The sequence below is a fragment of the Lonsdalea quercina subsp. quercina genome, assembly GCF_000688655.1.
Classification (GTDB): Bacteria; Pseudomonadota; Gammaproteobacteria; order Enterobacterales; family Enterobacteriaceae; genus Lonsdalea; species Lonsdalea quercina.
Map to the genome: position 1 here is coordinate 12787 of NZ_JIBO01000001.1, position 25207 is coordinate 37993.

At 58.3% G+C, this 25207-nt stretch carries 19 protein-coding genes; 15 read left to right on the forward strand and 4 right to left on the reverse strand.

Features of this window, described 5'->3' with window-relative positions; genetic code table 11:
• Positions 1–87: 87 nt before the first annotated feature.
• From nuoG to RZ35_RS00095, 9 genes are all read left to right on the forward strand, one after another.
• Positions 88–2814 (forward strand): NADH-quinone oxidoreductase subunit NuoG, encoded by a 2727-nt coding sequence (nuoG, locus tag RZ35_RS00055; RefSeq protein ID WP_026741461.1) that lies wholly within the window; start codon positions 88–90, stop codon positions 2812–2814.
• A complete protein-coding gene (nuoH, locus tag RZ35_RS00060; RefSeq protein ID WP_026741462.1) occupies positions 2811–3788 on the forward strand; it encodes an NADH-quinone oxidoreductase subunit NuoH in 978 nt (325 codons plus the stop codon). The genes nuoG and nuoH overlap by 4 nt, the downstream gene beginning before the upstream one ends.
• 14 nt (positions 3789–3802) lie before the next feature.
• The gene (gene nuoI / locus RZ35_RS00065) at positions 3803–4345 is read left to right on the forward strand and encodes an NADH-quinone oxidoreductase subunit NuoI (RefSeq protein WP_026739920.1); all 543 of its coding nucleotides are present in this window, start codon (positions 3803–3805) and stop codon (positions 4343–4345) included.
• 10 nt (positions 4346–4355) lie between these two features.
• A complete protein-coding gene (gene nuoJ, locus RZ35_RS00070; protein WP_026741463.1) occupies positions 4356–4901 on the forward strand; it encodes an NADH-quinone oxidoreductase subunit J in 546 nt (181 codons plus the stop codon).
• On the forward strand, positions 4898–5200 hold the full coding sequence (gene nuoK / locus RZ35_RS00075; RefSeq protein ID WP_026739918.1) for an NADH-quinone oxidoreductase subunit NuoK: 303 nt from the start codon (positions 4898–4900) through the stop codon (positions 5198–5200). The genes nuoJ and nuoK overlap by 4 nt, the downstream gene beginning before the upstream one ends.
• Complete coding sequence (nuoL, locus tag RZ35_RS00080) at positions 5197–7047, forward strand: NADH-quinone oxidoreductase subunit L (RefSeq protein WP_026741464.1); 1851 nt, start codon at positions 5197–5199, stop codon at positions 7045–7047. The genes nuoK and nuoL overlap by 4 nt, the downstream gene beginning before the upstream one ends.
• A 99-nt stretch (positions 7048–7146) precedes the next feature.
• Entirely contained in the window at positions 7147–8682 is a 1536-nt protein-coding gene (gene nuoM, locus RZ35_RS00085) for an NADH-quinone oxidoreductase subunit M (RefSeq protein ID WP_026741465.1), read from the forward strand.
• A gap of 6 nt (positions 8683–8688) precedes the next feature.
• The gene (gene nuoN / locus RZ35_RS00090; protein ID WP_026741466.1) at positions 8689–10152 is read left to right on the forward strand and encodes an NADH-quinone oxidoreductase subunit NuoN; all 1464 of its coding nucleotides are present in this window, start codon (positions 8689–8691) and stop codon (positions 10150–10152) included.
• A 157-nt stretch (positions 10153–10309) separates the two neighbouring features.
• Positions 10310–10621 carry a DUF883 family protein gene (locus RZ35_RS00095; RefSeq protein WP_026741467.1) on the forward strand — a complete coding sequence of 104 codons (312 nt, stop codon included), beginning with the start codon at positions 10310–10312 and terminating at the stop codon, positions 10619–10621.
• Positions 10622–10739: 118 nt separating this feature from the next.
• Here the strand turns inward: RZ35_RS00095 and RZ35_RS00100 are convergent, their stop codons facing one another.
• On the reverse strand, positions 10740–11618 hold the full coding sequence (locus RZ35_RS00100; protein WP_026741468.1) for a PhzF family phenazine biosynthesis protein: 879 nt from the start codon (positions 11616–11618) through the stop codon (positions 10740–10742).
• 180 nt (positions 11619–11798) lie between these two features.
• Between RZ35_RS00100 and RZ35_RS00105 the strand changes: the two genes are divergently transcribed.
• The 4 genes from RZ35_RS00105 (at position 11799) to fdhE (ending at position 16126) form a co-directional block, all read left to right on the forward strand.
• Positions 11799–13391 (forward strand): ABC-F family ATPase, encoded by a 1593-nt coding sequence (locus RZ35_RS00105; protein WP_026741469.1) that lies wholly within the window; start codon positions 11799–11801, stop codon positions 13389–13391.
• A 236-nt stretch (positions 13392–13627) separates the two neighbouring features.
• A complete protein-coding gene (locus tag RZ35_RS00110) occupies positions 13628–14359 on the forward strand; it encodes a glutamine amidotransferase (RefSeq protein ID WP_051625424.1) in 732 nt (243 codons plus the stop codon).
• A gap of 68 nt (positions 14360–14427) precedes the next feature.
• The gene (locus tag RZ35_RS00115; RefSeq protein ID WP_026741471.1) at positions 14428–14763 is read left to right on the forward strand and encodes a YgaC family protein; all 336 of its coding nucleotides are present in this window, start codon (positions 14428–14430) and stop codon (positions 14761–14763) included.
• Positions 14764–15202: 439 nt separating this feature from the next.
• A complete protein-coding gene (fdhE, locus tag RZ35_RS00120) occupies positions 15203–16126 on the forward strand; it encodes a formate dehydrogenase accessory protein FdhE (protein WP_026741472.1) in 924 nt (307 codons plus the stop codon).
• Between the two features lie 56 nt (positions 16127–16182).
• On the opposite strand, the gene RZ35_RS00125 is transcribed toward fdhE, so the two are convergent.
• Positions 16183–17373, reverse strand: a complete 1191-nt coding sequence (locus tag RZ35_RS00125) for a multidrug effflux MFS transporter (protein ID WP_026741473.1) — start codon at positions 17371–17373, stop codon at positions 16183–16185.
• A gap of 928 nt (positions 17374–18301) precedes the next feature.
• Here RZ35_RS00125 and RZ35_RS00130 point away from each other — a divergent pair.
• Positions 18302–19318, forward strand: a complete 1017-nt coding sequence (locus RZ35_RS00130) for a Ppx/GppA phosphatase family protein (RefSeq protein WP_051625412.1) — start codon at positions 18302–18304, stop codon at positions 19316–19318.
• A gap of 83 nt (positions 19319–19401) precedes the next feature.
• Here RZ35_RS00130 and ggt read toward each other — a convergent pair whose 3' ends face one another.
• Together ggt and RZ35_RS00140 are read right to left on the reverse strand one after the other, a co-directional pair.
• Entirely contained in the window at positions 19402–21165 is a 1764-nt protein-coding gene (gene ggt / locus RZ35_RS00135) for a gamma-glutamyltransferase (RefSeq protein ID WP_026741475.1), read from the reverse strand.
• Positions 21166–21361: 196 nt separating this feature from the next.
• Positions 21362–23638: a molybdopterin-dependent oxidoreductase gene (locus RZ35_RS00140; RefSeq protein WP_026741476.1), complete on the reverse strand. Its 2277-nt coding sequence runs from the start codon at positions 23636–23638 to the stop codon at positions 21362–21364.
• Between the two features lie 385 nt (positions 23639–24023).
• Between RZ35_RS00140 and RZ35_RS00145 the strand changes: the two genes are divergently transcribed.
• Positions 24024–25190, forward strand: coding sequence for a pyridoxal phosphate-dependent aminotransferase (locus RZ35_RS00145; RefSeq protein ID WP_026741477.1), 1167 nt, complete (start codon positions 24024–24026; stop codon positions 25188–25190).
• Positions 25191–25207: the final 17 nt, after the last annotated feature.

Sequence of the window (25207 nt, forward strand, 5' to 3'; positions counted from 1 at the left end):
ACCGACGTAAGCGATTCTTCATCTGATAGACAGAATTTTTGATTAGCGCCTGCTTAAGACGCGGGCCTTTATGGAAGCATGCTGACTATGGCAACGATTCATGTAGACGGCAAAGAATATGATGTGAACGGAGCGGACAACCTCCTTGAGGCATGTCTCACTCTGGGCCTTGATATTCCTTACTTTTGCTGGCATCCGGCGCTGGGTAGCGTTGGATCATGCCGCCTGTGCGCGGTCAAGCAATACCAGAACGCGGAAGATACGCGCGGTCGCCTGGTCATGTCCTGTATGACGCCCGCTGCGGACGGCACCTTCATCGCGATTGACGATGAGGAAGCCAAACTGTTCCGTAAAAGCGTCGTCGAGTGGCTGATGACCAACCATCCTCATGATTGTCCGGTTTGTGAAGAGGGCGGCAACTGCCACCTGCAGGACATGACGGTGATGACCGGGCACAACACCCGCCGCTATCGTTTTACCAAACGAACCCATCATAATCAGGACCTCGGGCCGTTCATCTCTCACGAAATGAACCGCTGCATCGCCTGTTACCGCTGCGTACGTTATTACAAAGATTACGCGGACGGTAAAGACCTGGGCGTTTACGGCGCGCATGACAACGTCTACTTCGGACGTCCCGAAGACGGCGTGCTCGAAAGCGAATTCTCCGGCAACCTGGTGGAAGTCTGCCCCACCGGCGTCTTCACCGACAAAACCCATTCCGAACGCTACAACCGTAAGTGGGACATGCAGTTTGCGCCCAGCGTTTGCCAGCAGTGCAGCGTGGGCTGCAACACCAGCCCCGGCGAGCGTTACGGCGAATTGCGCCGTATCGAAAACCGTTTTAACGGCAGCGTGAACCACTATTTCCTGTGCGATCGCGGCCGCTTCGGCTATGGCTACGTCAACCTGAAAGACCGTCCTCGCCAGCCTCAGCAGCGTCTCGGCAACGAATGGACGACGCAGAACGCTGAACAGGCGGTGCGGAGCGCGGCCCATCTCTTGCGCGAGTCGAAACAGGTCATCGGCATCGGCTCTCCGCGCGCCAGTATCGAAAGCAACTTTGCGCTGCGTGAACTGGTCGGCGCAGACAACTTCTACAGCGGCATTGCCCAGAGCGAACAGAACCGCGTTCAGCTGATGCTGAAAGTGCTGAAAGAGAGCGGTGTTCATACCCCGGCGCTGCGCGAGATCGAAAATTACGATGCCGTGCTGGTGCTAGGCGAAGATTTGACGCAGACCGGCGCGCGCATTGCGCTCGCAGTGCGTCAGGCGGTGAAGGGGAAAGCGCGCGAAATGGCCGCCGCGCAGAAAGTGGCGGACTGGCAGATTGCCGCCATCATGAATATCGGTCAGCACGCCAAACATCCGCTCTTCGTGACGAACGTCGACAGCACCCGGCTGGATGACGTGGCCGCGTGGAGCTACCACGCTCCGGTCGATGAGCAGGCGCGTCTGGGCTTCGCCATCGCCCACGCGTTGGATGATGCCGCACCGGCCGTGACCAATTTGGCGGGCGACCTTGAACCCAAACTGGATGTCATCGTTCAGGCTTTGGCGGGTGCGAAAAAGCCGCTGATCGTCACCGGCACGAATGCAGGCAGCGAAGAAATTATCGCCGCGGCGGCCAACGTCGCCAAAGCGTTGAAGGGGCGGGGTGCGGATGTCGGTTTAACGTTCGTCGCCAGCAGCGCCAACAGTATGGGGCTGGGCATGATCGGCGGTGGCTCGCTTGACGAGGCGCTCTCCCGACTGGAGTCCGGCGAAGCGGACAGCGTCGTGGTGCTTGAAAACGATCTGTATCGACATGCGCCGGCGAAGCGTATTGATGCGATGCTGGACAACGTTGCCAACCTGATCGTGGTAGACCATCAACGCACTCGCGTCATGGATAAAGCTAATCTGATTTTGTCGGCGGCCAGCTTTGCGGAGAGCGACGGCACGCTGATTAATCAGGAAGGTCGCGCGCAGCGCTTCTTCCAGGTTTACGATCCCGCCTACTACGACAACGCCACGGTGATGCTGGAAAGCTGGCGCTGGCTGCATGCGGTCAAGGCCGCTATCGCCAGCCGTGAAGTCGACTGGACGCAGCTCGACCACGTGGTCGATGCTTGCGCCGCCGCGCTGCCGCAGTTAGCGGCCATCAAGGACGCCGCGCCGGACGCCTCTTTCCGCATTCGCGGTCAGAAGCTGGCGCGCGAACCGCACCGTTACAGCGGTCGTACCGCCATGCGCGCCAACATCGACGTGAACGAACCGCGCCAGCCGCAGGATCAGGACACGATGTTCACTTTCTCTATGGAAGGGAACAACAGTCCCGAGGCCCAAAGCCGTCAGGTCGCGTTTGCCTGGGCGCCGGGCTGGAACTCCCCGCAGGCGTGGAACAAGTTCCAGGATGAAGTCGGCGGCCATCTGCGCCACGGCGATCCGGGCGTCAGGCTGATTGAAGCGGGCGAGGGCGCGCTGGACTACTTCAACCAGATCCCGGAGCCGTTTGCGGTACAGGCGGGCCAATGGCAGGTAGCGCCTTACTATCATCTGTTCGGCAGCGAAGAAATGTCGCAGCGCGCCGACGNCATCCAGCAACGGATGCCTCAGCCTTACGCGATGGTGAACCCGGCGGATGCGGCCCAGTTGGGCGTCAATCCGGGCGCGCTGCTGGAGATTGTCTGTGATGGACAGACCTTGCGTCTGCCGGTACAGGTCAGCGCGGAGTTGCGTCAGGGACAGGTAGGGTTGCCGCTGGGCTTCCCGGGCATCGCCCCGGTTCTGGCGGGCGCGACCGTTGAAACAATGCGGGAGGCGGCACAATGAGTTGGTTTACACCGGAAGTGGTGGATATTTTAATCGCCGTCCTCAAGGCGATCGTGATCCTGCTGGTCGTCGTGACCTGCGGCGCCTTCATGAGTATGGGCGAGCGCCGACTGCTGGGCTTGTTCCAGGGACGTTACGGGCCGAACCGCGTGGGTTGGGGAGGTTCGTTGCAGCTGGTGTCGGACATGCTGAAGATGTTCTTCAAGGAGGACTGGCTGCCGCCGTTCGCCGACCGGGTTATCTTCACGCTGGCGCCGATGATTGCGTTCACGTCGCTGCTGCTGTCGTTTTCCATCGTGCCAATCACTCCGACCTGGGGCGTGTCCGACCTGAATATTGGTTTGCTGTTCTTCCTGATGATGGCCGGTCTGGCGGTGTACGCCGTACTGTTCGCCGGATGGTCCAGCAACAACAAATACTCGCTGCTGGGGGCCGTGCGCGCCTCCGCCCAGACGCTTAGCTATGAGGTGTTTCTGGGGCTGTCGCTGATGGGGGTGGTGGCGCAGGCCGGTTCATTCAACATGCGCGACATCGTCGAGAGCCAGACGTACATCTGGAACGTCATCCCGCAGTTCTTCGGTTTCGTTACCTTCGCCATCGCAGGCGTGGCGGTGTGTCACCGTCACCCGTTCGACCAACCGGAAGCGGAGCAGGAACTGGCTGACGGCTACCACATCGAATACTCCGGGATGAAATTCGGTCTATTCTTCGTCGGGGAGTACATCGGCATCGTCACCGTCTCAGCGCTGATCGTGACGTTGTTCTTCGGCGGCTGGCACGGACCTTTCCTGCCCCCCATCGTTTGGTTTGCACTCAAAACGGCCTTCTTCATGATGATGTTCATCCTGATCCGTGCTGCGTTACCCCGTCCGCGTTATGACCAGGTGATGGCTTTCGGCTGGAAGATTTGTCTGCCGTTGACGCTGCTTAACCTGTTGGCGACCGCCGCGGTCATTTTGTACAACGCTCAATAAGGGGTGAATAAACCATGACACTGAAAGAACTCTTGGTGGGTTTTGGCACCCAGGTCCGCAGCATTTGCATGGTGGGGTCCAACGCGTTCAAAAAACGTGAAACCCGCATGTATCCTGAGGAGCCGGTGAATCCGCCGCCTCGTTACCGTGGTCGTATCGTCCTGACGCGCGACCCCGACGGCGACGAACGCTGCGTCGCCTGCAACCTGTGCGCCGTAGCCTGTCCGGTCGGCTGCATCTCGCTGCAGAAAGCGGAAACGAAAGACGGGCGGTGGTATCCGGAATTCTTCCGCATCAACTTCTCACGCTGCATCTTCTGCGGCATGTGCGAAGAAGCCTGTCCGACGACAGCCATCCAGCTGACGCCCGATTTTGAGATGGGTGAATTCAAACGCCAGGATCTGGTGTACGAAAAAGAAGATCTGCTGATCTCGGGGCCGGGTAAATATCCGGAATATAACTTCTATCGGATGGCCGGCATGGCGATCAATGGGAAAGACAAAGGCGAAGCCGAAAACGAAGCCAAGCCCATTGATGTCAAAGGTCTGCTGCCTTAAGGAGCCAAGCATGGAATTCGCTTTTTATGCGGCTGCGTTGATTGCGGTACTGGCAACGTTGCGTGTCATTACCCATACCAATCCAGTGCATGCACTACTTTATTTAATCGTGTCTCTGCTGGCCATCGCCTGCGTGTTTTTCTCGCTGGGCGCCTATTTTGCGGGCGCGTTGGAAATCATCGTCTACGCCGGCGCCATTATGGTGCTGTTCGTCTTCGTGGTGATGATGCTGAATCTCGGCAGCGCCGTAGCGGAGCAGGAAAAACAGTGGCTCAAGCCTGCCGTCTGGATCGGCCCCGGTATTTTGTCGCTGCTGCTGCTGGCGGTCATTATCAAGGGAATCTACAGCGTTAATGGCGAAGGCATTCAGGGCAGTGTGATTGATGCCAAAGCGGTTGGTATTACGCTGTTCGGACCTTATGTGCTGGCGGTAGAGCTGGCTTCTATGCTGCTGCTGGCCGGGTTGGTCGTCGCCTTTCACGTCGGCCGTGAAGACCGGCTCGACGGCGTGGCGGACGCCGACGCCGATAAGAAAACAACGGAGGGACGGGCATGATTCCCCTACAACACGGTTTGCTGCTGGCGGCCATTCTGTTTGTGCTGGGCCTGACCGGGCTGATTATCCGGCGCAACCTGCTGTTTATGCTGATCAGTCTGGAAATTATGATCAATTCGGCTGCGCTGGCGTTTGTGGTAGCCGGTAGCTACTGGGGTCACCCGGACGGTCAGGTGATGTACATTCTGGCGATCACGCTGGCCGCGGCTGAAGCCAGTATCGGCCTTGCTCTGCTGCTGCAGCTGTATCGTCGCCGTCAGACCCTGAATATTGATACTGTCAGTGAGATGCGCGGATGAACTTACTCTATTTAACTCTCTTATTTCCGCTACTCGGATTTTTGTTGCTGGCCTTCTCCCGCGGCCGTTGGTCTGAAAATGTGTCAGCGACCGTCGGCGTGGGTTCAGTCGGCCTGTCTGCGCTGCTGACCTGCTGGATTGGTATAGACTTTTTCAACCATCAGCAGGGCGACGGCGTTGTCTTCTTTAGTCAGCATCTGTGGACATGGATGTCGGTGGGCAACTTCGATATCACCGTCAACCTGGCGCTGGACGGCCTGTCGCTGACCATGCTCTCGGTGGTCACCGGCGTCGGCTTCCTGATCCATCTGTATGCGTCATGGTACATGCGCGGAGAAGAGGGCTATTCCCGCTTCTTCGCCTACACCAACCTGTTTATCGCCAGCATGCTGGTGTTGGTGCTGGCCGATAACCTGCTGCTGATGTATCTCGGCTGGGAAGGGGTAGGGCTGTGCAGCTACTTGCTGATTGGTTTCTATTACACCAATCCAAGCAACGGCGCGGCGGCGATGAAGGCATTCATCGTGACGCGCGTCGGCGACGTATTCCTGGCCTTCGCGCTGTTTATCCTCTATCGCGAGCTGGGGACGCTAAACTTCCGCGAACTGATGGTTCTGGCGCCGCAACATCTGGCGGAAGGTTCGCCGGCCATCACGATGGCGACATTAATGCTGCTGGGCGGCGCGGTCGGTAAATCGGCGCAGTTGCCGTTGCAGACCTGGCTGGCGGACGCCATGGCGGGNCCGACGCCGGTCTCCGCGCTGATCCACGCCGCGACTATGGTCACGGCGGGNGNGTACCTGATCGTCCGTACGCACGGTCTGTTCCTGATGGCGCCGGAAGTTCTGCATCTGGTCGGCATCATCGGCGCCGTCACGTTGGTGCTGGCCGGGTTCGCCGCGCTGGTGCAAACGGATATCAAGCGCGTGCTGGCTTACTCCACCATGAGCCAAATTGGGTACATGTTTCTGGCGCTGGGCGCCGCCGCATGGGACGCCGCTATTTTCCATCTGATGACGCACGCTTTCTTCAAAGCGCTGCTGTTCCTGTCCTCCGGCTCGGTGATCTTGGCCTGCCACCACGAACAGAACATCTTCAAGATGGGCGGATTGCGTAAAACCATTCCGCTGGTTTACGTCTGCTTCCTGGTTGGTGGGGCTGCACTCTCCGCGCTGCCGCTGGTGACGTCAGGCTTCTTCAGTAAGGATGAGATTCTGGCGGGCGCCTGGGCGAATGGACACATCAACTTCGCCATCGCCGGTTTGGCGGGCGCGTTCATGACCTCGCTCTATACCTTCAGAATGATTTTCATCGTGTTCCACGGTGAAGAAAAAACGAAAGCACATGCGCTTAAAGGGATTTCCCACCACCTGCCGCTGTTGATACTGCTGGTGCTGTCCACGTTCGTCGGCGCATTGATCGTGCCGCCGCTGCACGGTGTGTTGCCGCAAACCACGGAGCTGGAACACGGCCATATGCTGACGCTGGAAATCGCGTCCGGCGTCGTCGCGGTGGTCGGTATCCTGCTGGCCGCCGCTTTGTGGCTGGGGCAACGTCGCCTCGTCACCCGCATCGCCAACAGCGCGCCCGGTCGTTTCTTCTCGACCTGGTGGTTCCACGCCTGGGGTTTCGACTGGTTGTACGACAAGATTTTCGTCAAGCCCTATCTGGCGATTGGCGCGCTGCTGAAACACGATCCGTTCGACAAGCTGATGACGATCCCGGCGCTGTTGGTGGCCTGGGGCAATCGTGGTCTGGCGGTCGGTCAGAACGGTCAAGTGCGCTGGTATGTCGCCTCTGTGGGTATGGGCGCCGTCGTGGTGCTGGGATTGCTGTTGCTGGCGTAATGGCGATACAGCGACGTTGAGGGTAGCGGACGTCTGAGTCAGGCGTCCCTGCCGGCAGCAAGTTTCTCGTTTTCTTTATATTTAGGGACACAAAACGCCATGCTACTACCTTGGCTACTTCTTATCCCCCTTATCGGCGGTCTGCTGAGCTGGCTGTTCGAGCGATTCGGCGCCAACGTGCCGCGGTGGATTGCACTGATTACTATGGGGTTAACATTAGCGCTATCCGTACAGCTTTGGCTGCAGGGTGGCTATTCTCTGGCGGTGCCGCACGGCGTGCCGCAATGGCAAGAAGTGTTTGACGCACCGTGGATCCCGCGCTTCGGCATCGGTTTCCATCTGGCCTTGGATGGCCTGTCGCTGCTGATGGTCGTACTGACCGCGCTGCTGGGACTGCTGTCCATACTGTGTTCGTGGAACGAAAAGCATCGCCGTTCGGGCTTGTTTCACCTCAACCTGCTGCTGACGCTGGTCGGGGTGATCGGCGTATTTGTGGCGGTGGACCTGTTCCTGTTCTTCTTCTTCTGGGAAATGATGCTGGTTCCGATGTACTTCCTGATCGCCGTATGGGGTCACGAAGGCGCGGACGAGCGCGCCCGCAGCAAGGCCGCGACCAAGTTCTTCATCTATACGCAGACCAGCGGTCTGGTGATGCTGATCGCCATTCTGGGTCTGGTGCTGGCGCACCACGCGTCCACCGGCGTCTGGACGTTTAACTACGACGCCCTGCTGCGTACCGAGATGTCTCACGGCGTAGAATATCTGCTGATGCTGGGTTTCTTCGTCGCCTTCGCAGTGAAAATGCCGTTGGTGCCGGTACACGGCTGGTCGCCGGATGCCCATGCGTTGGCGCCGACGGCGGGGTCTGTCGATCTCTCGGGTCTGCTGATGAAGACCGCAGCCTACGGTTTGCTACGCTTTAGTCTGCCGCTGTTTCCCACCACGTCTCACGAATTCGCGCCAATCGCCATGTGGCTGGGCGTGATCAGTATTTTCTACGGCGCCTGGTTGGCGTTCAAACAGACCGATATCAAACGTCTGGTGGCCTATACCTCCGTATCGCATATGGGTTTTGTAATGGTCGCCATCTACTCCGGTAGTCAGCTGGCATATCAGGGCGCAGTGGTGCAAATGATTGCGCACGGTCTGTCGGCTGCCGGGATGTTCATTATTTGCGGTCAACTGTATGAGCGCCTGCAAACGCGCGACATGCGTGAGATGGGCGGTCTGTGGGGACGTATTCGTTATTTGCCTGCCGTATCGCTGTTCTTCGCTGTGGCGACGCTGGGGATGCCGGGAACCGGTAACTTCGTCGGCGAATTTATGATTCTGTTCGGCAGCTATCAGGTGGTGCCGGTGATGACGGTCATTTCCACCTTTGGTCTGGTGTTTGCTTCGGTGTACTCGTTGATCATGATGCAGCGCGCCTACTATGGCGCGCCGAAATCAGACGCACCGCTGGCAGGAATGACGACGCGCGAGCTGTCCATCATATTGCTGCTGATTGTGCTGCTGGTCGCGCTGGGTATTTATCCTCAGCCGGTTCTGGATACGTCCAGCGCGGCGATGGCTAATATTCAACAGTGGTATACGTCGTCGGTTCAGAGTTCCATTATTCCAACAACAAGGCTTTAATTCGCCATGACAATAACTCCTCAACAACTGATCGCACTTTCGCCGCTACTCCTCGTCGGATTAACGGTAGTGGTTGTGATGCTGTCCATTGCGTGGCGACGCAACCACGTTGTGAATGCCTCTCTCTCTGTCATCGGCCTGGGTATTTCGCTGGCCGCCCTTTATTGGGTCGGACAGACCGGCCCAACGGACGTGACGCCGCTGATCCGCGTGGATGGCTATTCGATGCTGTATACCGGCCTGGTGCTGACGGCCGGATTGGCGACCTGCCTCTACGGCTACGCCTGGCTCAAGGGATATTCGGATANCCGCGACGAGTTCTACCTGCTGGTGCTCATCGCCACGTTAGGCGGCGTGCTGCTGGCCAGCGCTAACCATCTGGCGTCGCTGTTCATCGGCATTGAGCTAATTTCTCTGCCGCTGTTTGGGCTGGTGGGCTATGTCTTCCGTCAGGCGAGATCGCTGGAAGCGGCCGTCAAATACATGCTGCTGTCCGCCGCCGCGTCCTCTTTCCTGCTGTTCGGGATGGCGTTGGTCTATGCCGGTTCAGGCGAACTCAGCTTCGCCAGCCTGGGCAAAAGCCTGGGCGACCAGCAGTTGTATCAGCCGCTGCTGCTGGCGGGTCTCGGTATGATGATTGTGGGCATCGGCTTCAAGCTGTCACTGGCGCCGTTCCACTTGTGGACGCCGGATGTGTATCAGGGCGCGCCCGCGCCGGTCTCTACCTTTTTAGCGACCGCGAGCAAGATCGCCATCTTCGGTGCCGTGATGCGCCTGTTCCTGTACGCGCCGTTGGTCGATGGCGACTCGGTACGCTTGGCGCTGGCCGTGGTGGCCTTTGTCTCCATCATCGTGGGTAACGTGATGGCGGTGGCGCAAACCAACATCAAACGTCTGCTGGGCTACTCGTCGATCGCGCACATGGGCTATTTGCTGGTGGCGCTGATTGCCGTGCAGTCGCATGAACTGGCGCTGGAAACGGTCGGCGTCTATCTGGTTGGCTATCTGTTTAGCAGCCTGGGCGCATTCGGCGTCGTTAGCCTGATCTCCAGTCCTTATCGCGGCGCCGATGAAGATTCGCTGGCAGCGTACCGTGGCCTGTTCTGGCGTCGTCCGGTGCTCGCCGCGTCCATGTCTGTCATGATGCTGTCGCTGGCGGGGATCCCGATGACGCTGGGCTTCTTCGGCAAGTTTTACGTGCTGGCGGTCAGCGTGAACGCGCAGCTGTGGTGGCTGACCGCAGCTGTCGTCGTCGGCAGCGCTATTGGTCTTTACTACTACCTCCGCGCCATGGTGAATTTGTATCTCTCCAAACCACCGGCGCAGGTCTCGGACCAAAATGAAGCGGCGGCCTGTCCGTTCTCACTGGGCGGTGTTGTGGTGGTGCTTTCCGCCATCGTCGTCGTCGCGCTGGGCCTTTACCCCCAGCCGCTGATTTCACTGGTACAGATGGCGCAGCCCTTGATGTGACTTATGGCGCGTCAATGATGAAAGCCGCGACGTGTCGCGGCTTTTTTTATGACCATGGACAGATAATCAGGAATTATCTGCCGTGATTCGGCCCCGCATCGGCGTCAGGTTATCTATAGTTATAGGGTTCTCGCATTTTCACCAACAGGAGAAAATAATGGCACCGCATGATAAACAGTCACAAGAAGTGAGTATTGAGGATGACGTAAAGTTGCTGTCCACTACGCTGGACGAGCTATTGAAGTATTCCGGCGATTACGCCGACAGCGCCTATCAGGATCTCAAAAAACAGGCCTATGACTCGCTGCAGGATGTCCGATCACGTCTCGGCCCCTCCAAAGGCTGCCGCCATCGAGCCAAAAAGTTTGTGAAGAAGGCGGACAGCTATATTCAGGACAACCCGTGGCATGGAATAGGCATCGGAGCGTCAGTCGGACTGGTGTTAGGGATCTTGCTCGCCCGTAAATAAGGTTTCTCACGTAACGTCGGATGTTGTCGACGCCGTGAAGTGAACAGGCGCCGTATCTTTTCTTTATTATGGATACGGCGCCTGTTTTTATGCTTGGGGCATAGCGGGTGGAAAGGATTCAGGCGTTAAGCATACCGTCAATCAAGGTGCGGCTGTAGCCGCCAATCCACGGCTGACTATCGATGTAGGCGACGTTGACGCGCCCGTTACGGTACAGCATGGTGCCCTGACGGACGCTGTAGCCCAGTTTACTCGTGACGTGGTCCAAATCGTTGCCATGCTGCAATGCGCGAGCGATGCAGGCGTTCGCGCTCCCGGTTACGGGATCCTCAATCACGCTATCCAGCAGGAAAAATGCGCGCACTTCGTAATCGGTTGGCATGGCGCTATCGTGCGGGCCGTAGATGGCGATGCCCTCGGCGCCTGTCGCCGCCAGCAGTTTTTCAAACGCGGGCTGAGCGATTCTGACGCCCAGGCAGGACGCGGCGCTGTCCATCCGCACGATCATCCAATTGATCCCCATACTGACGATGGAAGGCGGCACGTCGCCGTGACGATGGTTGCTGCCGAGTGCCGTGTCAATCAAGGCATAGTGGCTTGCGTCCACCCTATCGATGGCGGCTTCCGGCGCTCTGAAGGCCAGTTGACCGTTGTCGGACAGATTGATGGGTATCAGGCCGAGGCCGCACTGTTGAATGAGTTGCCCCGGGACATGCGGCGTGAGTCCGGCTTCCAGCAACGCATGCGCCGTGCCCAGCGTCGGGTGGCCGGCAAAAGGCAGTTCATGAGAGGGGGTGAAAATGCGAACCAGGTAATCCGCCGTCGGGTCGGTGGACGGTAGCACAAAGGTCGTTTCAGAGAGATTGGTCCATCGGGCGATGGCCTGCATCTGCTCATCACTCAGCCCCTCGGCGTTCAGAATGACGGCCAGCGGGTTACCCTGGAAATCATGGTGGGTGAAGACATCGACCTGTTTAAACTGACGCTCTGATGACATTTGCGCTTCCTTCAGGGTTTTTTCGACATAATAGGTTTTTTTATCCAAGATTAGCACTTGTTTATATTCAGAATCTCACAGAAGCGTCTCTGGTTAAATAGTGCGCGTAGATGGCCGGGATTCTGAAGGCGGCTTATGGCATAATGTGCGGCAAATCACACTTAGATCTGAGTAAATACTGTGCTGGTAACGAATAACATAACGATGCAATTCGGCAGTAAGCCGCTTTTTGAGAACATCTCCGTCAAATTCGGCGGCGGCAACCGCTATGGCCTGATCGGCGCCAACGGCTGCGGCAAATCCNCCTTCATGAAAATTCTGGGGGGCGATCTGACCCCCAGCGGCGGCAATGTCTCTCTCGATCCTAACGAACGTCTCGGCAAGCTGCGCCAGGATCAGTTCGCGTTCGAAGAGTACTCTGTACTGGATACGGTCATTATGGGCCACGCCGAACTGTGGGATGTGAAAGAGGAGCGCGATCGCATTTACGCGCTGCCGGAAATGAGCGAAGAAGACGGCTATAAAGTGGCCGATCTTGAAGTGAAATACGGTGAAATGGACGGTTATAGCGCCGAAGCGCGCGCGGGTGAACTGTTGCTGGGCGTGGGGATCCCGCTGGAGCAGCATTACGGTCCGATGAGCGAAGTCGCGCCGGGCTGGAAACTGCGCGTGCTGTTGGCGCAGGCGCTGTTTGCCAACCCGGATATTCTGCTGCTTGATGAACCGACCAACAACCTGGACATCGATNCCATTCGCTGGCTGGAGCAGGTGCTGAACGAACGCAACAGCACCATGATCATCATTTCCCATGACCGACACTTCCTGAACATGGTGTGTACGCACATGGCGGATCTGGATTATGGCGAACTGCGTCTCTATCCGGGTAACTACGACGAGTACATGACGGCGGCCACGCAGGCGCGCGAGCGTCTGGTGGCGGATAACGCCAAGAAGAAGGCGCAGATTGCCGAGCTACAGTCGTTCGTCAGCCGCTTCAGCGCGAACGCATCTAAATCCCGTCAGGCTACGTCGCGCGCGCGCCAGATCGACAAAATTCAGTTGGAAGAGATCAAGGCTTCCAGCCGCCAGAACCCGTTCATCCGTTTCGAGCAGGATAAAAAACTGTTCCGTAACGCATTGGAAATCGAAGATCTGGCGAAAGGATTCGACAATGGCCCGCTATTCAGCAAACTCAAACTGCTGGTTGAAGTCGGAGAGAAAGTCGCGGTGCTCGGGACCAACGGTATTGGTAAAACCACGCTGTTGAAAACGCTGGTCGGCGACCTGGAGCCGGATGTTGGCACCGTCAAATGGTCTGAAAATGTGCAGGTTGGCTACTATGCGCAGGATCACGAATATGAGTTCGACGATGAGCTGACGGTCTTTGATTGGATGAGCCAGTGGAAGCAGGAAAACGACGATGAGCAGGCGGTGCGTAGCGTACTGGGTCGTCTGCTCTTCTCACAGGACGACATTCGTAAGAAAGTGAAAGTGTTGTCCGGCGGGGAAAAAGGGCGGATGCTGTTCGGCAAATTGATGATGCAGCGGCCCAACGTGCTGATCATGGATGAACCGACCAACCACCTGGATATGGAATCCATCGAATCGTTGAATATGGCGCTCGAGATGTATCAGGGGACGCTGATCTTCGTTTCGCACGACCGAGAATTCGTCAGCTCACTGGCAACCCGAGTGCTGGAAATCACGCCTGAGAAGGTCATCGACTTCACCGGCAGCTATGAGGACTATCTGCGCAGCCGCGGGATTGAATAACGCCCGGCTTTCGCGGTTTCCATCGCAGCAGTATCGAGCCGTCGCTTTTGCGACGGCTTTTTTGTTAGCGGAATTCGGGTATGGTCTGGCGCTTTTTCCCGTCGAACCGTATCCGTATATCGCCCGCTCGGTGCGAGGGATGCCGCGTGCTTGGCGACGCTTCTCGGCGATGACAAATGATCGAGGTAATGCTACGTTCAGCGTTATTCTTTTCACGCTGGCTTGAAGAAAAACGCATGAACCGTGCTGAAAAACCCGTTTTGATTATCCAGATGGGGCAACCTCCTGCGCCTATCGCAGCAGATGTCGGCCAGCAGTCGGACTGGTTCCGTAGCGCGCTGGCGCAGCTGGAACTGGGCGAACTGCTGATTGTTCGTCCCGACTTGAACGAGGCGTTGCCGCCGCCTTCCTCTCTGACCGCCGCGATCGTGACCGGCTCTTGGGCCATGGTCACCGACCGGTTGGCGTGGAGCGAACGAACGGGCGNGTGGTTGCGTCAGGCTGTGGACGAACAGTTGCCGCTGCTGGGCGTATGTTATGGGCATCAACTGCTGGCGGACGCACTGGGTGGAACGGTGACCAATAACCCGCAGGGGAAGGAAGTCGGGCTGAAAACCGTCTCGCTCGCGCCGCTGGCGTCGCAGGATACTTTGCTGTCCGAACTGCCGACGCATTTCAGCGCCTATCTGACGCATTTACAGTCGGTGGTGACGCCGCCGCCGGGCGCGCAGGTACTGGCGTCATCGGCGTTGGACGGTTGCCAGATCCTGCGCTATTCGCCCACCGCGCTATCTTTCCAGTTCCACCCGGAAATGGATGCGAACGTGATGAACGCCTGTCTGAAAAATAACCGGCAGCCGACGCTGACGGTGCAGGAAGAACCTCGTTGGGCGCGTCGACTGTTGGTGGAGTTTGTGCGTCAGGCCAGGTTGGCGCGGCCCGCCGCGGCCAGGGCAGGTTCGGAGTAGTCCGGTTGTCCCTCGAATTCAATGAGTTATGGTCACTCCCTCAGATTAGCGTAGAGGGAGGACAATTGATGTATTTACGCCCTGATGAAGTAGCTCAAGTATTTGAGAAAGAAGGATTTACTCGCGATACCGTGACGGAAAAAGCCTATGGATTCTACAAAGGCGATCACTATGTTTATGTCAATCGCGAGGCCAGAATGGGGCGTACCGCCGTGGTCATCCACCCCGATCAGGGGGCGAAAAGTCTGAAATATGCGCATCCCGCTGAAACGCTGCGCAGCAGCCCGGCCTATGAGCGCTTCCCTCGCGATCCAGCGTCTGAAACACCATCTTATGTGGGGATTCCGCATGGTTTCACCTCAAGGGCCATGCTGTCTCGTTATCTTGAGCGGATGTTCGGCTGAATACGCTGTGCGCGTGAACGGTGAACCCAGCGCGCATCGTTCTCTTTGTTGGCCGCGAGCGACTCGCGGCCTGAAAAGACCGTCCGCCGGATAGGGCTATGCTTGACCAGCAGTCCCTCAAATACCGGTGCAGAGTGGCGACATGCTCAGGTCCGGCGGGGCGGCGAAATACTTCCCTCGGGCGCACTCGACGCCGCGAAAACATCTGCTCCGCACGACTTTCCTCCGCCTAAGAGACCCCTCCGCCGCGCTAAACCGGTTAAAAAGGTATTTTCGTCCTACACTTAAAGTGACACGGTCAACGTTGCACCGTTTTGTTCCAGCGGCTGGCGCCGCGGGGAACGAATACCGCATGTGGGGTATACTCCCCTTGGAAGCGCGTCGTTCTGGCTAATTATGGTCAGTCCGTCACTGTCACTACAACCGGAAAAGAACCCTGATGAGTTTTCATATTGTTCCTCAGGAACAGCCTGCAGGCGAGGCGGCGACGTCCACACTGGGAACGGTCCCGTCGTTATTGTTCGCCAATCTGAAAAGCCTATACAGCGGCCGCGCCGAACGGCTGCGCCAACTGGCAGATAATCACCCGCTGGGAGACTACCTGACGTTTGCCGCTCAGGTGGTGGAAGCGCAGCAGCACGTCCAACACGATCATCCGCTGAAGATGGACTTCACATCCCTCCTGCAAACGGGCGGAAAGCCGCCGTTGGACGCCGGGCATTTCCGGCGCGATGCGCACTGGCTCACGTTGTTGCAGGCCTTGATTGAGGAGTTAAAGCCGCAGATGAGCGGCCAGATCCTCAGCGCGCTGGAAAATCTGGAAAAGATGTCCGTGCCGGAGAAGGAAGCGCTGGCCGATGCGCTGTTCAGCCAATCGTTTAGCGCCGATAGCAATGACAAAGCCCCCTTCGTGTGGGCCGCGCTGTCGCTCTACTGGGCGCAAATGGCGAGCCAACTGCCCGGTCAGGTGCTCCCGGAAGAAGGCGAACATCGCCAATTCTGTCCGGTGTGCGGCGGCATCCCGGTCTCCGGTGTGGTGCATATGGGGGCGGAAAGCGGTCTGCGTTATCTGCACTGCAACCTGTGTGAAACGGAATGGCACATGGCGCGCGTGATATGCAGCAACTGCGAACAGTCGGAACATCTGAGTTACTGGTCGCTAGAGGACGATCTGGCGGCTAACCAGACGGAAAGCTGCGGCGACTGCGGCACCTACATCAAGCTGCTCTATCAGGAGAAAGACTGCCGGGTGGAAGCGGTAGCGGACGATCTGGCGTCGGTGGTGCTGGATATCAGAATGGAAGAGGAAGGCTTCTTTCGCAGTAGCATCAATCCCTTTTTGTTCCCGGAAAGCGCAATCTGAGTCGCGCGGGGGAGGAGACAGCGCCCTGAGGTCAGGGCGTTGTCGGGTTGAAAGCCTTAGGCCGCGCGCGTTTTAACGGCGAGCAGCACATAGGACAGCACGGCCAGCACGTAACATCCCAGCATCACCAGCGCCATTGACGTGGCGCTGGTGCCCGCCAGTCCGGTCAGCGGCACGCTCAACGCGCCCAGCGCGAACATGCTGAGACCAATGAGCGCCGAAGCGCTTCCCGCCTGATTTCCCTGACTTTGCATGGCCAGCGCGGAGGCGCATGGTCCAATCACCCCAATCATCGCGACGGCGAAAAACAGCGGCACCAAAATCCAGACGAGCGATGCCTGCGTCAGACCGGCGGTGAGTAGTATCGCGGAGGACAGTACTGCAATCGTCAACCCCGCGCGAAGAACGCGCTCCTCCTGATGATTGCGGCTAAAGCGGGCGGNCAGCTGTCCGGCGACAATCAGACCGATACCGTTCAGGGCGAAGCACAGGCTAAACATCTGCGGGCTAAGGCCGTAGATTTGCTGCAGCACAAACGGGGATGCCCCAATGTAGGCGAACATACCGGCGCCCGACAGGCCCTGCGCCAGGCACATTCCCATAAACTGACGTTCTTTTAGCAGACTGCCGAGTGACGACAGCATTGCGCCGAGTCCGCCGTGAATGCGACGATCTTGCGGCAGCGTCTCGTGCATGCGGAATGCCGACATCAGCAGTAAGATCATGGCGACCACCGCCAGCGCGATGAAGATGCCGCGCCAGTCGGTCATCCCCATTAACGCGCCGCCCAGCACCGGCGCAAATATCGGCGCCAACCCGTTCACCAACATCAATAACGCGAAAAAGCGGGTCAGCTCATGCCCGGCGTACAGATCGCGGGCCACCGCGCGCGATAATACGGCGCCGCCCGCTCCGGCAATGCCTTGCAACAGACGCGCCGCAAGGAGCTGATGGATATCGGTGGCGAGGGCGCACCCGATTGAGGCTGCCAGCAGCAGCGCCAGCGAAAACAGCAGAGGGCGCATTCTGCCAAGCGCATCGCTAAGCGGCCCAAAAATCAGCTGGCCGCCGCCGAGTCCTAACAGCCCCGCAGTCAGGCTAAGCTGCGCGGTCGAGTTGGAGGTGTTGAGTTCGTTCGTCAACTGGGGCAGCGCTGGCAGATACAAATCGGTGCACAACGGGCCGAGGGCGGCGAGGGAACCCAGCATGAGCGCATAGCCCAGACGGGTAGGGACGTTTTTTTTCATACAATCTCTTTTTCCAGAAAAGCACAGTGATGATGTGTTGATATGGCGCATATCGTGGCGACCGAGGAGCAAGGGATAAAAAGCTGTGTGTTTGTATGCCTAACGCCAGCACGGTATTCGGTCCACGCGTGCGGCGATGGAGGCCTGCGGGAGAATGGGTCGATGCTTGAGCCGACGACATGGAGAAGGTCGCCCTTACCCGCACCGTGGAAACCCGCTTGGCGAAAACCTGGGCGCTCCGTGGCGCAAAAGAAGGGCTGACGCTCGGGGATAGACAAATTGTAGCGGGTATCTGACGGCATCAACGACTCCGGGGAAACTGAGGAAATTCATTATCTCGTTGAATTCCAAGATGAGAATGATAGGCGTGATCGCCGGATAAGACAAATCGAGCGCCGCGCCAGAAGAGGCCGAGTTCTTTTCCAACAGCGGCTGGGAAGGGAATATGTGTACTGGCGATACCCTGCTTTACCTCTATGCTTACACCATGGCGCCGCAGGCCCGCACGACGCTCTCCTCAGCCGTTTCAAAATAGCATAATTAAGGTTAAGTGATTGTAAAAAAAGGCATTAGAGATGCGAAATATCCGGTAAGTTAATTCGCATGGATATTTGNCCCGCCTGTCGGCATATCGCATTATGGGCGCGCTTGCGGGGGCCGTGGGACGGTCATTTCCCTTCAGGCAACCTTCGGCGCGGTATGTCACGGTGAGGTCATCGCTTCTTGTGTCCGCAATGACGCAAGCTAGATGGCCTGCCACGCACGCGAGAGTGAGCGCGCTGTGCGGCTTGACATGCTCTCCGTTGGGGATTCAAAACAATTATAACCATCGCGCCGAAACCCAGATTCCGCTCAGAGCGGCTGAAATGCCCACGCAGCATTATGCGTTTTCTCTGGCGGCGGGAACGGCCGAGATCAAGGGACTACCATGATAAAAACTACACGCAGCCTGCTGGCGCTTGCCGGCTTTTTTTTAAGTATCGGTTATGTACAGGCTTCGGACTGTATTGAAACCCGAGCCGGGTTCGACATCGGCTCCGGCACCACCAAAGCGATGGTCGCGGAGGTGGATGTCTGCCATGGCATACTCGGCAATGTCTTGTATCAAGGCGAACAACCGGTAGGCTACAACGCGGATCTGGCGCGTTCCCTCAACGGCGAGTTGAGTCCGGCTATCGCCAACGAAGGGTTGGCGACGCTGCAATCGCTGCTCCATGCGGTGAACCAATGGCATCCGACCCGCATCAGCGGCGTGGCGACGGAGGTTTTTCGCTCCGCCAGCAACGGCGAACAGGTCATCGCCGACTTTGAGCGCAATACCGGACTTTCTATCAAGGTCCTCAGTCAAGAGCAGGAGGCGCTGTTGGGGTTCCTGTCAGCGAAGGCTACGCTCAATCAACCTGCGCTGAGCAACAGCGATATCTTGGTGTGGGACATCGGCGGCGGATCGATGCAGATGACCAGCTTCGAACCGATCAACGGACATCTGCGGCCGGTTGTCTATCTGGGTAAGCTGGCGGCGGTCAGCCTTAAAGACATGATCATCGATGTCTTCCAGAACAAGGATTTGCGAGCGGTTACATCGCCCAATCCGGTCGGCGATCAGGTGCCGATGATCCTGCGCTTCATCCGTTTCTATGCAACGACGCATGTCCGACCGGAGATCCGCCTTGCCGCCGCCCGCAAGCTGGTCATCGGTATCGGCGGGGTGCACAGTTACTCCATTTCCGGGCAGCTCGGAACCGGTCGCAACAGCTATCGTCTGGAAGAGTTGAAGAACATCATCGGGAAAAAGAGCCTCATGGATGACTCGCAGTTACAGGGCAAATATAAAGCCACGGACGTGACTAACCTGCTATTGGTTGAAGGCTTCATGGAAGCGCTCGATATTGCAGAAGTTCACGTCGTGAAGGCCAGTCTGATTCAAGGCGTGTTGCTGCAATAATCTTTTCGCTCCGCTTCATTTGGGCAGAGACCGTCTCCCGAGAGGATATGGCCTCTGCACCCTGTAACTTTCGTCCCTATCCGTTAGTCGCCAACGGCGGACCCCGCGGGTCGCCGTGAGTCATTGGCGCCATAAAGATAACCTTCGCGTACTTTATCGGACACGGCGGAGTCATTGCCTGAATTGGCGGGCTCCACGCCTTGAATACCCTGCAGACCGACCATAATGAGCTCGGCGGCGCCCCAGGGCGTTTGCTCGATCATCTTATACCCGCGTTCCGCCAGCAGCTTCAGCGTATCGGCGGACAAACCGCGNCGTTCGTAGTAGACCTGGTCCGGCAGCCACTGGTGATGGATACGCGGCGCATCCACCGCTTCCTGCGGCGTCATCCCGAAGTCGATAATATTCAATGCGGTTTGCAGCGTAATGCTAATAATGCGCGAGCCGCCGGGTGACCCCAGCACCAGGAAAATCTTGCCGTTTTTGGTGACCAGCGACGGGCTCATGGACGACAGCGGACGTTTTCCCGGCGCGATGGCGTTTCGTTCCCCTTGGACTAATCCATAAAGGTTCTTTTCCCCGACTTTGGTGGTGAAGTCGTCCATTTCATCGTTCAGGAAGAAGCCGGTGCCAGGCGTTATCACGACTGCGCCGAAACGTCCGTTGACGGTATAGGTGGTCGACACCGCATTGCCCTGATTGTCGACGATGGAATAGTGGGTGGTCTCCGGCTTCTCGCGCGGTTCCGCGCCGGGGGTGACCTGCGTCGACGGAGTGGCCCTATCCGGGGCGATCTGGCTGCGAATCTCCGCGGCGTAGGTTTCGCTCAGCAGTTGATCGATCGGGTTGCGTACAAACGCCGGATCGCCCAGATAGGTATTGCGATCTTTATAGGCGTGGCGCAGCGCCTCGGTCAACGTATGGATCGCCTGCGCGGAGTTAAAGCCCATGCTTTTAAGATTGTAGCCTTGCAGAACGTTCAGCGTTTCGCACAGCGTCACGCCGCCAGAGCTGGGCGGCGGAGCAGAAATGAACTTATAGCCCCGATAGGTGCAGCTAATCGGCGCGGTTTCCGTGACCGTATAGCGAGCGAAGTCCGCGGCCGTAATGATACCGCCGCNTTTTTTCGCGGCCGCCTCGATGTTGTGCGGAAGCGCTCCCTTGTAGAAGGCGTCGGGACCGCGATCGGCAATACTTTGCAGGGTGCGAGCCAGGTCTTGTTGCACCAGCCGGTCGCCAGGTTGCATCGGCGAACCATCCGGGCGCAGGAAGAGGCGGGCGGCTTCCGGGTCTTGTCGGAAACGCTTGACGGTGGTGTCCATGATATCGGTGTCGCCGCGGTTCAGGATAAACCCTTCGCGGGCGAGCTTGATGGCCGGCGCCAGCAGCAGCTGGCGGCTCATCGTCCCGTATTTCTGCCGCGCGGTCTCCAGCCCCATCACGGTGCCGGGCACGCCGACCGCCAGATAGCCGTATAGGCTGGCGCCGGGTTTCACTTTGCCTTCCGCGTCCAGATACATCTCCGCGTTGGCCGCCGCTGGCGCGGTTTCGCGGAAATTGATGAAGGTATCTTTACCGTTCGCCAGATGTACGGTCATAAAGCCTCCGCCGCCGATATTGCCGCAACAGGGATTGACCACCGCTTGGGCGTAGCCGACGGCAACCGCCGCATCCACCGCATTACCTCCCTTTTTCAGAATATCAACGCCGACCTGCGAAGCCAGATGCTGCGAGCTAACCACCATTCCCCTTTTCGCCTCTACGGCCGGGATGGAGACCGCATAGGCCGGCCCCACGGTCAGTAGTCCCCATAGGCTTAATGCTAACCACCTTTTTCCTGATGTCATCCCTTGACTCCTGTCGATGTAATACCTGTTCTGTTGATTTTATATCCGGCAGGGCTGCCTACCGATGATGAAACAGCATACGGAGCTGTCTACGACGAGGGTACCATTCGTGAATAGAAAATTGGCAATCAAGTACCAGGACGTGGCGCAAAAGAAAACGGCCCTGTCTTAAGGGCCGTTGGCGTGAACGAGGGGGTCAGGCCGTCGCGTTTTCCGGCGCGGCGACCACCTCGACCAGACAGCTCATGGCGTTAGGGCCTTGGGTGAGAGAAGAGGTGCCGATATCCAGCGTCAGCACGTTGGCGTTGCCGGATTTCTCCACCTCGTCCCACTTCTTCTGCTCCCAGCCCGGATCGAACCAGGCGCCGGTGGCCATGATCACCACGCCCGGCGTGACGCCGTCGGTGATCTTCACCCCGGCGTAAATGCGTCCGCGCGCGTTATGCACTTCAACTTGCATGCCATCGGCGATATTTCGCGCAGCCGCATCCTGCGGGTGCATATAGAGCGTCTCCCGCCCGGCGGTCTTGTTGGCGGTGACCTGCGGCGTGCTGCCGAGCTGGCTGTGCAGCCGGTCCGAGGGCTGGATGGAGATAAAGNGGAGCGGCCATTTTTTCGCCATATCGGCGCCCAGCCATTCGACCGGCGGACGCCACTCGGGATGCGGACCGAAGTCGTCGTAGCGATAGCCTGCCAGCGTCTTGCTGAACAGTTCGATTTTACCGCTGGGTGTCTTCAGCGCGTGCTGCTCCGGGTCATCGCGGAACGCTTCAAAGAACACGAACGGTTTGTCGTCCATCGGAATTTCGACGAAACCCTGACGCCAGAACGTCCCGAAATCCGGCCACGCCTGTCCCGCGTCNCCCTGACGTTCGCGGCACTGCTGGTACATCATCGCCAGCCAGTCGCGCTCGCTGCGGCCCTGGGTGAAGTCGNCTCCGTAGCCTAGCCGTTCCGCCAGCTCACTGAAGATATCCACGTCGTTACGTGCGTGATGCTGGGGCGCAATGGCCTGATGCATAGCGAAAATGTAGCGATCCCGCGAGGAACCGCCGATGTCGTTGCGCTCCAGCGTGGTGGTGACCGGCAGCACGATATCGGCCATGCGGGCGGCGGGCGTCCAGACGATATCTTGCACGACCACGGTATCCGGCTTGCGCCAGCCTTCCACCAGCCGGTTCAGCTGTTGGTGATGGTGAAACGGGTTGCCGCCCGCCCAGTGGATCAGATGGATATCCGGATAGGTGTGCGTCTGGCCTTGAAACGTATAGGGCTGACCGGGCTGCAATAGCATGTCGGCGATGCGCGCGACGGGGATGATGCTGCCGCGATTCGGCACGGAAGGCGAGGCCGGGGCGGGGGTGGCGATCCGTTCGTTGCCGACGCTGTTCATCGAGCCGTGTCCGAACGAGAAGCCGCCGCCGGGCAGGCCGACCTGACCCAACATGGCGGACAGGGCGATCATCATCCAGTAAGGCTGCTCGCCGCGATGTGCGCGCTGTACGGAGTAGGAACAGGTAATAAAGCTGCGCACGCCGATGAGTTGTTGCGCAAGCCGCGCGATCCGGGCTGCCGGAATGCCGGTAATGACGCTGGCCCACTCGGGCGTTTTGGGCGTGCCGTCGGTGCGGCCGTCGAGATAATCGCTCAGCGCCTCGTAGCCCACGCAGTAGCGTTCGAGAAACGCGCGATCATCGGCTTCGAGACGGCGAATCTCGAACCCCAGCGCCAGCATCAGCGCCACGTCGGTGTTGGGGCGAATCGGAATCCATTCCGCGTCGACGAACGCCGGACAGTCGTCGCGCATCGGACTGATGTTGATGACCGGGATCCCCCTGGCTTTGAGCGTCTCCAGCGCGACTTTCAGCGTGTGCTGACCCGCACCGCCGGAGGCCACCTGCGCGTTTTTCAGCGCCAGACCGCCAAAGGCGATAAACAGCTGGCAGTGGTCCGCCACGCTGCGCCATTCGGTGACTTTACCGGTGAGCGGATGGAAGGTGCCGATGACGTACGGCAAGAAGAACTGCGCCGCGCCCCAGCTGTAGTTACCCGCCTGATCGACCGCGCCGCCGCCGCTGAAGTAGAAGCGGCGCACTTGAGAGCGCGCGTGGTGATAGCGTCCGGCGGAAGACCAGCCGTAGGAGCCGGCGAACAGACTGTCTGCGCCGTAACGGTCGCGCACGCGCCGGTTTTCTTCGGCCACCAGATCCAGCGCGACGTCCCAGTCCACCTCCACAAACGGCTCTTTGCCGCGCAGCGAGGTGTCGCTGTTTTCCCGTTTAGCCAGCCAGGAACGGCGGACGGCGGGTTTGCGGATGCGCTGCGGCGAATAGACCAGCGGTACAATGCTGTCGAGCATCGGAGAAGGATCGGGGTCGGCGGCAAACGGTTCGCAGCCAATCAGCCTGCCGTCTTCCACTACGGCCGTAAATGCGCCCCAGTGCGCGAGATGGGGGTAACGCGTGATTGTCATAGTGCCCTCGGAAAATCGGTGGTTTTCCTCGCCGAAGAGCCGGCATGTATTGTCTGCGGATAATGATCCGGATAAGCAATAAACACGATGTGGACCAGATGGTAAAGAGGGGCGGCGCTTTTTTAGTGCAGCCGAATATCGCTCAAGGTGCATGTGGTTGTTTTTTAACCGCCTTGATTAGGTGAGATGATACCGCGGGAAGACCTTGCAGGGCGCGCGTCGATGACACCTGACCGAACGGCGTAATACCAGTTTCAGGCGCCGGTTCACCTTGCCAGCCGCAAACCAGGCTTTGGCCGATTCGGCATGACGCTATCCAGTGTACGGTTGGTATAACCTTTGCTTGTGTAAAGTTGTGTATATTCACCTAAGGGACCACAGGCCTATGAGCGACATCACCCATATCAATCAAAAACGCCGCGAGATGTTTAAATATTCAGGGGCGTTACTCGGCGGTTTGGCGCTGGCAGGGTTGAACAAATCGGCGCTGGCTTCCGCTATTGCCAGCAGCAAAAGTGACAGCGGCACCACGGAGTCGGTGATTCGCATCAACTACAACGAAAACCCGCTGGGGATGTCGCCTAAGGGGCAAGAGGCGGCCCGGCTGGCTATCGCCAAAGCCAACCGCTATCCCTACAAGGAAGAGGGGCAGTTGCGGGAAAAAATCGCCGGGCTGCACGGCGTGGATAAAAGCAAGGTGCTGATGCTGCAAGGCTCCTGCGAGGGGATTCGGTCCAGCTTCGAGGCCCTGGGCACGGAGAAAACCCAGTTGGTCATCCCCGAGCTGACCTACGAGGGCGGCCCCAAGTACGCCAAGGTCATGGGGATGAATATCGTTCGGCTGCCCATGTTGCCGGGCTGGAAGTTTGATATCGAGGGGATGAAAAAAGCGGTGGCGTCCTACGGCGGTCCGACCCTCGTTTACATCGTTAATCCTAATAATCCGACCGCCACTATCACGCCTGCGGATCTGATCGAGCCGTGGATCAAAAGTAAGCCGAAGGACACGCTGTTCCTGGTGGATGAAGCCTACGCCGAGTTCGTAAACGATCGCCAATTCCGGTCGGTGGATGGGCTGATCCGTGAAGGGTATGACAACATTATCCTGCTGAAGACCTTTTCGAAGATCTTCGCGATGGCTGGGATGCGCGCGGGCTATGCGATCGGCAATCCCGCTCTTCTGACGAAGATGGCGAACTACAACACGTCCGAGTCGCTGAACTATTGCGCGATTGCGGCTGCCAGCGCTTCGCTTGATGACAAGGCTTTCATCAACTACAGCAAGAAAACCATTGATACGTCACGTCAGATTCTGATCGATACGCTGAAATCCCTGGATCTGGCGTATCTGCCGTCCGAAGCCAACTTCCTGTTCCACCGTATCAAGGTGCCGCTGGAGGGGTATCAGAAGCGCATGAAAGAACACGGCGTCTTGATTGGCCGGGCTTTTCCGCCCGCCACTGACTGGTGTCGCATTTCCATGGGAACGCCGGAAGAAATGCACGCCTTTACCAAGCTGATGCGGGAATTCAGAACGAAGGGCTGGCTGTAAGCGTTTTGTCGTGAGGC

What these genes read in the sequence shown, in the direction of transcription:
- nuoM (WP_026741465.1), top strand. Translation starts at nt 7,147, where the DNA reads ATGCTACTACCTTGGCTACTTCTTATCCCCCTTATCGGCGGTCTGCTG.
- RZ35_RS00095 (WP_026741467.1), top strand. Translation starts at nt 10,310, where the DNA reads ATGGCACCGCATGATAAACAGTCACAAGAAGTGAGTATTGAGGATGAC.
- fdhE (WP_026741472.1), top strand. Translation starts at nt 15,203, where the DNA reads ATGAGTTTTCATATTGTTCCTCAGGAACAGCCTGCAGGCGAGGCGGCG.
- nuoK (WP_026739918.1), top strand. Translation starts at nt 4,898, where the DNA reads ATGATTCCCCTACAACACGGTTTGCTGCTGGCGGCCATTCTGTTTGTG.
- RZ35_RS00130 (WP_051625412.1), top strand. Translation starts at nt 18,302, where the DNA reads ATGATAAAAACTACACGCAGCCTGCTGGCGCTTGCCGGCTTTTTTTTA.
- nuoJ (WP_026741463.1), top strand. Translation starts at nt 4,356, where the DNA reads ATGGAATTCGCTTTTTATGCGGCTGCGTTGATTGCGGTACTGGCAACG.
- RZ35_RS00145 (WP_026741477.1), top strand. Translation starts at nt 24,024, where the DNA reads ATGAGCGACATCACCCATATCAATCAAAAACGCCGCGAGATGTTTAAA.
- nuoI (WP_026739920.1), top strand. Translation starts at nt 3,803, where the DNA reads ATGACACTGAAAGAACTCTTGGTGGGTTTTGGCACCCAGGTCCGCAGC.
- nuoH (WP_026741462.1), top strand. Translation starts at nt 2,811, where the DNA reads ATGAGTTGGTTTACACCGGAAGTGGTGGATATTTTAATCGCCGTCCTC.
- RZ35_RS00100 (WP_026741468.1), bottom strand. Translation starts at nt 11,618, where the DNA reads ATGTCATCAGAGCGTCAGTTTAAACAGGTCGATGTCTTCACCCACCAT.
- RZ35_RS00115 (WP_026741471.1), top strand. Translation starts at nt 14,428, where the DNA reads ATGTATTTACGCCCTGATGAAGTAGCTCAAGTATTTGAGAAAGAAGGA.